Origin of the sequence: Pseudomonas helleri (assembly GCF_045830615.1) — a bacterium.
In the GTDB taxonomy this organism is placed as follows: Bacteria; Pseudomonadota; Gammaproteobacteria; order Pseudomonadales; family Pseudomonadaceae; genus Aquipseudomonas; species Aquipseudomonas helleri.
Genome location: NZ_CP174501.1, coordinates 2,707,150 through 2,718,316, shown reverse-complemented (window position 1 = coordinate 2,718,316; position 11,167 = coordinate 2,707,150). Strand labels below are relative to the sequence as shown.

The 11,167-nt window shown below is 57.8% G+C and carries 7 protein-coding genes; 4 read left to right on the top strand and 3 right to left on the bottom strand.

Annotated features, from left to right (window positions below; translation table 11 throughout):
* The first annotated feature begins 15 nt into the window (after nt 1-15).
* Nucleotides 16-2,436 (top strand): glucose/quinate/shikimate family membrane-bound PQQ-dependent dehydrogenase, encoded by a 2,421-nt coding sequence (locus tag ACJJU9_RS12230; protein ID WP_407730885.1) that lies wholly within the window; start codon nt 16-18, stop codon nt 2,434-2,436.
* Nucleotides 2,437-2,495: 59 nt separating this feature from the next.
* Here ACJJU9_RS12230 and ACJJU9_RS12225 read toward each other — a convergent pair whose 3' ends face one another.
* From ACJJU9_RS12225 to xerC, 3 genes are all read right to left on the bottom strand, one after another.
* Nucleotides 2,496-4,046 carry a TerC family protein gene (locus tag ACJJU9_RS12225; protein WP_407730884.1) on the bottom strand — a complete coding sequence of 517 codons (1,551 nt, stop codon included), beginning with the start codon at nt 4,044-4,046 and terminating at the stop codon, nt 2,496-2,498.
* Nucleotides 4,047-4,420: 374 nt separating this feature from the next.
* Nucleotides 4,421-4,627, bottom strand: a complete 207-nt coding sequence (locus tag ACJJU9_RS12220) for a PLD nuclease N-terminal domain-containing protein (RefSeq protein WP_278938483.1) — start codon at nt 4,625-4,627, stop codon at nt 4,421-4,423.
* A gap of 88 nt (nt 4,628-4,715) precedes the next feature.
* Nucleotides 4,716-5,561 (bottom strand): tyrosine recombinase XerC, encoded by an 846-nt coding sequence (gene xerC / locus ACJJU9_RS12215; protein WP_048371915.1) that lies wholly within the window; start codon nt 5,559-5,561, stop codon nt 4,716-4,718.
* Between the two features lie 610 nt (nt 5,562-6,171).
* Between xerC and ACJJU9_RS12210 the strand changes: the two genes are divergently transcribed.
* The 3 genes from ACJJU9_RS12210 (at nt 6,172) to ACJJU9_RS12200 (ending at nt 11,073) form a co-directional block, all read left to right on the top strand.
* Nucleotides 6,172-6,411 (top strand): hypothetical protein, encoded by a 240-nt coding sequence (locus ACJJU9_RS12210; RefSeq protein WP_407730883.1) that lies wholly within the window; start codon nt 6,172-6,174, stop codon nt 6,409-6,411.
* A 228-nt stretch (nt 6,412-6,639) separates the two neighbouring features.
* Nucleotides 6,640-9,354, top strand: a complete 2,715-nt coding sequence (mgtA, locus tag ACJJU9_RS12205) for a magnesium-translocating P-type ATPase (protein WP_407730882.1) — start codon at nt 6,640-6,642, stop codon at nt 9,352-9,354.
* A 90-nt stretch (nt 9,355-9,444) separates the two neighbouring features.
* Nucleotides 9,445-11,073 (top strand): Na/Pi cotransporter family protein, encoded by a 1,629-nt coding sequence (locus tag ACJJU9_RS12200; RefSeq protein ID WP_407730881.1) that lies wholly within the window; start codon nt 9,445-9,447, stop codon nt 11,071-11,073.
* The last annotated feature ends 94 nt before the right edge of the window (nt 11,074-11,167 follow it).

The following is an 11,167-nucleotide window of genomic DNA, read 5'->3' as shown; positions in this document are numbered from 1 at the left end:
ATAGGGTCATGCGCCATGAATAAGTCTCAACCTGCGGCCACTGTCAGCCGTTGGCCAATCTGGATCGCCGCCTTGGGCGTGCTGGTCTTCGGCTTGCTGTTTATAGCGGGCGGCGGTTACCTCGCCACGCTCGGCGGCAGCCTGTACTTCGTCCTTGCCGGTATCGGGATGCTCGTTGCTTCGGTGCTGATGTTTAAACGCCGTGTGGTCGGTGCCTGGCTGTTTGCAGCGGTGATGGTGGCATCGGTTATCTGGTCGGTCGCAGATGCCGGGCTAGTCTTCTGGCCACTGGTTTCACGGCTGTTTGCCCTGGCCGTATTGAGCCTGGTAGTGGCGTTGGCTTACCCGACGCTACGCAAGGCCAATGGCCTGCAGGGTAACGGTGGCTATGCGCTGAGCGCTGCCCTCGCAGTAGCCATTGTTGTGGGTTTCTGGGGAATGTTTCAGCCCCACGCCTCGGTTGCACCTACAGGTGACGGCCCCGGCCTGACCAAAGTTGATCCAGCCAAAGCGCAGAAAAACTGGGAACACTACGGTAATGATGAAGGTGGCAGCCGCTTTGCCGCACTGGATCAGATCAACCGCAGCAACGTATCCAAGCTGGTGCCAGCCTGGACTTACCACACCGGCGACATCGCGTTCAGCGATGGCAATGGCGCAGAAGACCAAATGACCCCCCTGCAAGTGGGCGACAAGGTGTTCATCTGCACCCCGCACAACAACATCATCGCGCTGGATGCCGACACCGGCAAAGAGCTGTGGAAGAACGAAATCAACGCCAAGTCGGCGGTCTGGCAGCGTTGCCGTGGCCTGGCTTACTTTGATGCCACCGCTGCCATCGCTGCCCCAACCGATGGCAGCACCCCTGCAGCTACCGTCAGTGTGGCGCCGGGTGCAGCTTGCCAGCGTCGTCTGTTGACCAACACCATCGACGCCCGCCTGATTGCTGTTGATGCCGATACTGGCAAGTTCTGCGAAGACTTCGGTACCCACGGCCAGGTTGACCTGAAAGCCGGCTTGGGCGATGTGCCTGACTCTTATTACCAGCTCTCGTCCGCGCCGTTGATGGCCGGTACGACCGTGGTGGTGGGCGGTCGTGTTGCCGACAACGTACAGACCGACATGCCTGGCGGCGTGATTCGTGGTTTCGACGTGGTCACCGGCGCCATGCGCTGGGCTTTTGACCCGGGCAACCCGCAAGACAAACAAGCTCCGGCTGACGGCAAAACCTATGTTCGCAGCACGCCGAACAGCTGGGCGCCGATGTCTTATGACCCGTTGATGAACACCGTCTTCTTGCCGATGGGCAGTTCGTCCACCGACATTTATGGTGTCGAACGTACCTCGCTGGATCACACCTACGGCGCCTCGATACTGGCACTGAACGCAACCACCGGTGATGAAAAGTGGGTGTATCAAACCGTCCACAATGACTTGTGGGACTTTGACCTGCCGATGCAGCCAAGCCTCATCGACTTCACCAAGGCCGACGGTTCTCAAGTGCCTGCGGTGGTAATCGGCACCAAGGCCGGTCAGATCTATGTGCTGGATCGCCACACCGGTCAGCCGCTGACTGAAGTCAAAGAAGTTCCGGTCAAGGCCTCGAACATTCCAAACGAGCCGTACTCGCCAACCCAGCCAAAATCGGTGGGCATGCCGCAGATCGGCGCGCAAACGCTGACTGAGTCGGACATGTGGGGCGCCACGCCGTTCGACCAGATGCTGTGCCGTATCGCCTTCAAGAAAATGCGCTACGACGGCCTGTACACCGCGCCGGGTACTGACGTTTCGTTGAGCTTTCCGGGATCGTTGGGTGGCATGAACTGGGGCAGCCTGTCGACTGACCCGGTGCACGGTTTCATCTTCGTCAACGACATGCGTCTGGGCTTGTGGAGCCAGATGGTGCCGCAGAAAAAAGACGCCAAGGCGTCTTCCGGTGGCGAAGCACTGAACACAGGCATGGGCGCTGTACCGCTTAAAGGTACGCCGTATGCCGTGAACAAAAACCGCTTCCTGTCCGTGGCCGGCATTCCATGCCAGGCGCCGCCTTTCGGCACGCTGACCGCCATTGACATGAAAACCCGGAAAATTGCCTGGCAAGTACCCGTGGGCACTGTTGAAGACACGGGCCCAATGGGCATCAAAATGAAGCTGCCATTGCCAATTGGCATGCCAACCCTGGGTGGAACCCTCTCCACTCAAGGCGGCCTGGTGTTTATTGCCGGCACCCAGGACTACTACCTGCGCGCCTTCAACTCGGCCAACGGTGAAGAAGCCTGGAAGGCCCGCTTGCCCGTCGGCAGCCAAGGTGGCCCGATGACCTTTGTTTCGCCGAAAACCGGCAAGCAATACGTGGTGATCACCGCCGGTGGTGCACGCCAGTCGCCTGATCGTGGTGATTACGTGATTGCTTACGCGTTGCCCGACAACCAGTAAAGTGCTGTAAATAAAAACCCGCCTGAACAGGCGGGTTTTTTGTTTAGCGGTTACAGAAACTACCCTTCTTTCGTCAACAACACTCGCGTCACGCGGCGTTCTTCGACTTCAACCACGGTCAGGCTCCAGCCTTCCCACGTCAGTTTGTCGCCAACCACCGGCAAACGGTCCAGCAAACTCATGACCATGCCGGCCAGTGTTTGATAGTCATCCGTAGGCCTTGCAGTAAAGCCGGTATGCCGACTGATCTGGCTCAGGTTCAAGGCCCCACTGACCAAATACCCGTCCCCTTGCGCCACGATATTCGGGCCTGCAATTTCGCTGGCGTCCGGCAGCTCACCGGCAATCGACTCAAGAATGTCGGTCATGGTCAGGATGCCGATAAAGTCACCAAACTCGTTGATCACAAACGCAATGTGGGTCGACTCTTTGCGCATCTGCTCCAGGGCGTTGAGGATGGTAAAGCTGTCGAGCAAGTTGATGGCCTTGCGCGCCATCGCTTCAAGGTCGGGTTTGTGACCGGCCAACAGTTCCTTTAATAGCTCTTTTTTGTGCACAAAGCCCAACGGCTCATCGATGCGCCCTTCCCTGATCAATGGTAAACGCGAGTACGAAGAATGCATCAGCGTGGTGCGGATCTGCTCCTCAGAGTCGGTCAGATCAATATGGTCAATCTTGGCACGCGGGGTCATCACCGTGCGAATCGGACGTTCTGCCAATTGCAGCACACCGCTGATCATGATCCGTTCACGTCGATGGAAGACCTCTTCAGCCTCCCCGCCTTCGAGCATGTCGGCAATTTCCTCACCCACTTCATCCTCGTTCAGCTTGCGACCGCCAAGCAGGCGCATCACCGCATGGGCCGTGCGCTCACGCATCGGCCGCAGGCCCTGCAAGCTGCGTTTGCGGCGCGAGCGAGCGATCTGGTTAAACAGCTCGATCAGGATCGAGAAACCGATGGCCGCATACAGATAGCCTTTAGGAATGTGGAAGCCCAAGCCTTCCGCCGTCAGGCTGAAACCGATCATCATCAAAAAGCCCAGGCAGAGCATGATCACGGTTGGATGGCTGTTGACGAACTTGGTCAACGGCTTGCTGGCAATGATCATCAGGCCGATGGAAATCACCACGGCAATCATCATGACCGACAAGTGCTCAACCATGCCCACTGCCGTAATCACGGCGTCGAGGGAGAACACTGCGTCCAGCACGACGATTTGCGCAACGATCGGCCAGAACATGGCGTACACCGCATTCGACTTGCGCTCGGCAACGTGTCCTTCCAGTCGCTCATGCAACTCCATAGTCGCCTTGAACAACAGAAACAGGCCACCAAAGAGCATGATCAAATCGCGGCCAGAGAAGGACTTTTCAAACACTTCAAACAGCGGCTCGGTCAGCGTGACCATCCACGAGATGCTGGCCAGCAGGCCCAAACGCATCAACAGGGCCAGCGTCAGGCCGATAACCCGCGCACGGTCGCGCTGCTCAGGTGGCAGCTTGTCCGCCAGAATGGCAATAAACACCAGGTTATCGATGCCGAGCACCAACTCCAGCACGATCAATGTCAACAGGCCAAGCCAGGCCGTGGGATCTGCAATCCATTCCATATCGGTTATTCAGCCTCTCGAAACATCGGGGTCAACGAATGACGCGCACAAGCATGCGAAGCGACGGGCGTATTGCCCGTGCCCAATAAATTTGGGAAACACGCAGGAGATTCAAGAGTGGCGGCTAAGCGCAAAACGGATGCGGGGTGCAAGAAAAAACTGGGAGGCTCCAGGAGGGTGTTCATATAGGCCTTGATGAAATTCGGGAGGCAATCCTACAGCGACTCCCGCACCAGTCAGCGCATATTGTTATTACAAGATTTTACATCGCCTGCTGCTCCACCTTCGTATGCCACAGCAAGCGAGCCATGCGATGGGCGTTAGCGATTATCCGGGCTGGACAATCGCAACGCTCATCATCGCCAGGCACGGCGCTAGCTCGAAGACTTAGGGTGGGCGTGTTGTTTGGCGCCCACCAGCAACCATGCCAACATGCCGAACAGCGGCACAAAGATCACCACGGCCACCCACATGCACCGGCTGTTCACCGGTGCATTGCTTCTCAGCACCCCGCGAATGGTCCATAGCTCCAGTAGCAGCAGAATGACGGCTATCACAGCCCAAAACGTAGGAATTTCCATACATCACCTCGCTAGTTGTAAAACTTTAGGCGGGCTGTAGGCGCGAGGGTTCATTAATTTTTCAAAATGCGTCGAGGGCCAGTGCGCTTTACAGTGAAAAACGATCAGTGGCATTACGCCGCTCGTTGTCATCGCGCATGTCATAGCTGACGGTGGTGGCAATGTTGGCGTGGTGGGCGAGTTTCTGAGCGATCGACACATCATATTCCTCAATCACCCGCGTAATGAACGAGCGCCGAAAGTCATGCGGCATGATGTCCACGCCCACCTGTTTACCGCGCTGCTTGGCAATGTAGTAAATCGCATGTTTGGTGATGCGTTCACGGGTGATGTGGCTGCCACGGCGAATCCGGTTGAACAAAAACGTGTCGTCGCTGACGCCTTCCGGCAATTGTTCGCGGCGAAAATCGAGCCAGACCTGGAGCTTTTCGAAGGCCCAGGCCGGGGCGAACTTGATCAGTTCTTTGTTGCCTTTGCCCAAGACCTGCAAGCTGCGCTCGGCCATGTTGACCTGACGCAAATCCATGTTCACAGACTCGGATTTACGCATGCCCGAGCCATACAAAATCGCAATGATTGCTGCATCCCTCAGCCCCTGTGGGCGTGGGTCCGCAGCGCAGACATCCATCAGCTCGCGGATCAACGTGCGACGCAGATTGCGGCCCTTGGTCAGGCGCGAACCACCGCCCGCCTTCACTGCGCGAATTTTAAGGAGCTGATCCTGAGTAATCAGGCTCTGCTGCCAGGCCTGATTCATCACGCCGCGAATCGCATTCACATACAAAGACGACGTATTGGGCGCATAACCATCGGTACGCAGCGCCGCCACCAGGGCCGTGATATGCCCCGGCTGCAGTTGATGCCAGGGGAATTCCTCAATCGCGACATCATCGACGCCCAAACGATCAGCCGCATCCTGCAGCACATAGCGCATGGTCTGGCGGCTGGACGCTGCCAACTGTTGCAGGTAAAGCGCTACAGGCGCTTGAAGAAGCTGTAATGCTGCGGGGTCTTTAATCGACACAACCACTCTCGGTACGGGTTGAAACACGCCGTAATATAACCCAAACCTATAGATCCGACGCGCACTTATAGCCGCAAATTGACTCGCTGAAGGCGATGGTCTGCGATCTTTAATCATCAAGTTCTAAAGATCGCGAGGCGAGCTCGCTCCTACACGGTATAGGTGATGTGTTATTAATTTGTAACTGTCATATAACTGCCTTATTTGAACTTAGTGCTCAATGCACTCTTTCAAGTTGCTGAACGCTCCCTGTACCGCCCGCACTTGCTGGTGTTTAACGTTGACTTGATATACCCGCATCAGTAGATTGCATGGGCCGACTCAGTCGGCACTTTACTCACTCACAAAAGAAGCTAATGGACACAGTATCTAGTCGCTGCCCGGCCTGCGTGAAAACGCCTGACCGGGCGCCCAATTCAGACATTGACGGGACTCGCCTGCTGGGCGAGGTCAACTGCGCTAGAGCTTGACGCTCCAACGTAACGACCTCCCCGGCAGCCGTCCGGTTACGAGGTGTGTTATGACCTTTAAAGCCTTTGTTCTACCTGGCGTTCGCGCCTTTACCTCAAGCATGCGGGTTAAATTGGCCCGTGAGCCCGGCACTGCGCGCTCCGCCCGCACGCCCTTCTCATCCCCCGTTTTCGGCGCAAAACCTGGGCACCATCAGGTGCATTGGCGCGTCAGCCCTGCCACAGGTCAACTGGAGCAGCGCTGGAGCATGGCCGACCTTCAGGAGCCTCAGAGTCGCGCCTGGCGCTGACCACTGACAGGCCTTAAACCACTGTTGAATAACTGGAGTTCCCTATGGAAGAAGCCAGTAGCCACCCGCTGCGCAACTATTAAGTTAATTGTTGTAGCGGGCATTTAAAGCGCACTTAAACACTTATTAAAACCGATCGCGATATCTGCGACTCGGCATACTTTGGCTCGTCTTGAATACGGCAAGCCAAGGTATGTTTTGTCGAGCGTTGGCGACAGGAGTATGACCATGAGCGCGGTAAAAAACAGCAACGTTCGAGACAAGAACAACGCGGGCGAAAACAGCAAATTGTCGATGCGCGCTGCACGGGAAGCGCAAAACGGCCTGGCCGCCACCCTGGCCAATGTCCGGGCCACCACGGATGGCCTGACCCTGCTGGATGCAGCTGATCGCCTGGAACATGAAGGCTATAACGAAGTAGCTCACGACAAGCCGCCTCACGCGGTCGTGCAGTTCATGATGGCGCTGCACAACCCTTTCATTTATGTACTGCTGACCTTGGGGGTTATCAGCTTCTTCACCGATTACTGGCTGCCTTTGCGTGACGGTGAAGAAACCGACCTGACCAAAGTCATCATCATTGCCTTGATGGTGGGCCTGAGCAGTTTTCTGCGCTTCTGGCAGGAGCACCGCTCGGCCAAATCCGCCGAAGCTCTTAAAGCCATGGTGCGCACCACGGCGACAGTACTGCGTCGTGAGCGCGTTGGCGCCCCCGCCAAAGTGCTTGAAATCCCCATTCGTGAACTGGTGGCCGGCGACATCGTGCAACTGTCCGCCGGGGACATGATCCCCGCCGACATACGCCTGATCGAATCCCGTGACCTGTTTATCAGCCAGGCGGTGCTCACCGGTGAAGCCTTGCCCGTAGAGAAATACGACACCCTGGGCAATGTCGCGCAAAAGTCGGCCTCCAACGCTGCGGCTGATCAAAGCAACCTGCTGGACCTGCCCAACATCTGCTTTATGGGCACCAACGTGGTCAGCGGTACGGCGCGTGCCGTGGTGGTCGCGACCGGCCCACGGACTTACTTTGGCTCACTGGCCAAGGCGATTGTCGGCTCGCGCTCGCAAACCGCATTCGATCGCGGCGTTAACAGCGTCAGCTGGTTGTTGATCCGCTTCATGCTGGTGATGGTGCCGGTGGTGTTTTTCCTCAATGGCTTCTCCAAAGGCGATTGGGGCGACGCCTTCCTGTTTGCCCTGGCGGTGGCGGTCGGCCTGACCCCGGAAATGCTGCCGATGATCGTCAGTGCCAACCTGGCCAAGGGCGCAACCGCCATGGCCAAGCGCAAAGTCGTGGTCAAACGCCTCAATGCCATCCAGAACCTCGGTTCGATGGACGTGTTGTGCACTGACAAAACCGGCACCCTGACCCAAGACCACATCATCCTCGAGCACCATGTCGGCCCTGATGGCCAACGCGATGAATCGGTACTGGCACTGGCCTGGCTCAACAGCCATCACCAAAGCGGTATCCGCAACCTGATGGATCAAGCGGTGGTGCAGTTTTCCGAGCGCGATCCAAAGTTCAAGCTGCCTTTCGCCTACAGCAAGGTCGATGAGCTGCCGTTTGACTTCGAACGTCGTCGCCTGTCGATTGTGGTCAAGGACAACCGTGGCGATCACTTGCTGGTGTGCAAAGGCGCCGTTGAAGAAATGCTCGGCATCTCGTCCCACGTGATGGAAGACGGTGTGCGCGTAGCACTCGATCCCGTGCGCCGCGCTGAACTGCTGACACGGGCCACTGAGTACAACGAGGACGGTTTCCGGGTACTGGTGGTCGCCACCCGCGACATCCCCAAGGCTAACGCGCAGAAGCAGTACACCACCCAAGATGAGCGCGACCTGGTGATTCGCGGCTTCCTGACCTTCCTCGATCCGCCAAAAGAAACCGCAGGCCCGGCCATCCGTGCCCTGCAAGACATTGGCGTGGCGGTGAAGGTACTGACCGGCGATAACGCGGTGGTCACCAGCAAAATCTGCCGTCAGGTTGGCCTTGAACCCGGAACCCCGCTATTGGGGCCGGAAATCGAAGCCATGAGCGACGCAACCCTCAAGCACGAAGTCGAGCAGCGCACGGTCTTTGCCAAGCTCACACCGTTGCAGAAATCCCGGGTGCTCAAGGCGCTACAGGCCAATGGTCACACCGTAGGCTTCCTCGGTGACGGCATCAACGACGCCCCGGCATTGCGTGATGCGGATGTGGGTATTTCCGTGGACAGCGGTACTGATATTGCCAAGGAATCGGCTGACATCATCCTCCTGGAAAAGAGCCTGATGGTGCTCGAAGAAGGCGTGCTAAAAGGTCGCGAAACCTTCGGCAACATCATGAAGTACCTGAACATGACCGCCAGCTCCAACTTCGGCAACGTGTTCTCGGTGCTGGTGGCCAGCGCCTTTATCCCGTTCCTGCCCATGCTGTCGATTCACCTGCTGCTGCAAAACCTGATGTACGACATCTCCCAACTGGCGCTGCCATGGGACCGGATGGACAAGGAATACCTGCAAAAGCCGCGTAAATGGGACGCCAAGAACATTGGCCGCTTCATGATCTGGATCGGGCCAACCTCGTCGATCTTCGACATCACCACCTTTGCCCTGATGTGGTACGTGTTCAAGGCCAACAATGTCGACGTGCAAACCCTGTTCCAGTCCGGCTGGTTCATCGAAGGGCTGCTCTCGCAAACCCTGGTGGTACATATGTTGCGCACCCGCAAGATCCCGTTCTTCCAGAGCAACGCCGCATGGCCGGTCATGATGATGACCCTCATTGTCATCGCCCTGGGCATCTACGTGCCGTTCTCTCCGCTGGGCACTCTGGTGGGCCTGGAACCGCTGCCATTGGCGTACTTCCCATGGCTGGTCGCGACGCTGGTCAGCTACTGCTGCGTCGCACAACTGATGAAGACTATTTACATCCGCCGTTTCAAACAGTGGTACTGACGTAAAAAGCCGGGCTGACGCGGTTTCGCGTCAGCCCGGCCGTGTGTGTAGATGGCGTAAACATGAATGTTTGTTTTGTGGAGATTCCTCATGTCAGGAACCACTCTCTTGCTCAACCTGGCCGGTGCGATTGCACTGTTGCTGTGGGGCACTCATATGATTTCTACCGCGCTGCTGCGCGGTTTCGGCACCCAACTGCGCAACTGGATGGGGCGCAATCTGAATAACCGCTGGATGGCACTGCTGTCCGGCATTGGCATCACCGGCGTGCTGCAAAGCAGCACCGCCGTGAGCATGATGGCCACCTCTTTTACCGCCGCCGGCACCTTGAGTCTGGCGCCAGCGTTGGCCGTGATGCTCGGCGCCAACATCGGCTCAACCCTGGTGGTGCAACTGCTGAGCTTCGACACGTCGCTGGCTACACCGATCATGCTGCTGGCCGGTTTTATCGTGTATCGCCTGCGCGACGACTCACGCTACGAAAGCATCGGCTGCGCACTGATCGGGTTGGGGCTGATGCTACTGGCCTTGGGGCTGCTCAGTGCAACCCTTAGCCACATGGAGGCCACCTCGGTGTTTCGTGCGGTCATGCAAAGCCTGGATGGCGACTTGATCATTGCCGTCGTGGCCGCGGTGTTGCTGACCTGGCTGTGCCATTCAAGCGTGGCCGTGGTGCTGTTGATTGCTTCCCTGGCCGGTGCTGGAATGATGGCCCCGGTCACCGCCATGGCCTTGGTGCTGGGTGCCAACGTCGGCGGCGCGTTGCCCTCGGTACTCAGTGCCGGCTCAAGCGTGGCGCGTCGTCTGCCCGTGGGGAACTTGCTGATTCGCCTGCTCGGCACCGTGCTGTTGTTGCCGTGGCTGCCATTGCTGGCCGACCAACTGGCCCAGACCAACCTCGGCCCAGCGCACCTGGTGGTGTACTTGCATACGGCGTTCAACCTGGCGTTGGCGGTGCTGTGTATTGGTCTGATTGAGCCAATGGCCAACGGCCTGAGCCGCCTGTTCCCGCAACAAGAGCGGCCAGCAGACCCAGGCATGCCGCAATACCTGGACGAAGCCGGGTTGGAAGTGGCCAATATCGGCCTTTCCAATGCCGTGCGTGAAGCGTTGCGGCTGGCGGACATGGCGTCGCTAATGCTCAATCAGGTGCTGCAACTGTTCGAAAAGCCCGATCAAGCGGCTTTCGACAAGGTGCGCCAGCTGGACCACTCCGTGGATATGTTAAGCGCGGCGATTCGCGCCTATCTGGCAGACATAGGCCAGGAAGGCTTGAGCGACGATGACGCTGATCGCGCCCAGGAAATCCTCATGTTCGTGATCAACCTGGAGCATGCGGGCGACATCCTCAGCAATCTGGCGCAACTGGCGATTCGCCGGGCCCGCCGTGGCGAACATTTCTCGACCTTTGAGATGCAGCATATCCAGGGCCTGCACCTGGCCTTGCTGGACAGCCTAAACCTGGCGATCACAGCTTTCTTGCGCGAAGATATCGCCGCTGCAAACAGGCTGGTGAGCCACAAAGAAATTGTCCGCCAGCTCGAAGCCCGTGCCAGCCGCGAGCACTTTCGCAAACTGCAAAATGACAAGACCGCCTGGGCCGAGTCAGGCGATATCTTCCAACGTGTACTGCGCGACTACCGCCGCGTGCACCACCACATCGCCGCGCTGGGCTATCCAGTGCTCGAACGCAATACCCCGGACACCCTTAACCTGTAGGAGTGGCCGTCCCGTCTTCGACGCCGCGCTGTCGCGCAGCAAACAGGACAGCGAGTATCGTCAGCATCCCCCAATTGGTTCCCTCTCCTTCGGG

What these genes read in the sequence shown, in the direction of transcription:
- ACJJU9_RS12230 (WP_407730885.1), top strand. Translation starts at nt 16, where the DNA reads ATGAATAAGTCTCAACCTGCGGCCACTGTCAGCCGTTGGCCAATCTGG.
- ACJJU9_RS12225 (WP_407730884.1), bottom strand. Translation starts at nt 4,046, where the DNA reads ATGGAATGGATTGCAGATCCCACGGCCTGGCTTGGCCTGTTGACATTG.
- ACJJU9_RS12220 (WP_278938483.1), bottom strand. Translation starts at nt 4,627, where the DNA reads ATGGAAATTCCTACGTTTTGGGCTGTGATAGCCGTCATTCTGCTGCTA.
- xerC (WP_048371915.1), bottom strand. Translation starts at nt 5,561, where the DNA reads ATGCGCTATGTGCTGCAGGATGCGGCTGATCGTTTGGGCGTCGATGAT.
- ACJJU9_RS12210 (WP_407730883.1), top strand. Translation starts at nt 6,172, where the DNA reads ATGACCTTTAAAGCCTTTGTTCTACCTGGCGTTCGCGCCTTTACCTCA.
- mgtA (WP_407730882.1), top strand. Translation starts at nt 6,640, where the DNA reads ATGAGCGCGGTAAAAAACAGCAACGTTCGAGACAAGAACAACGCGGGC.
- ACJJU9_RS12200 (WP_407730881.1), top strand. Translation starts at nt 9,445, where the DNA reads ATGTCAGGAACCACTCTCTTGCTCAACCTGGCCGGTGCGATTGCACTG.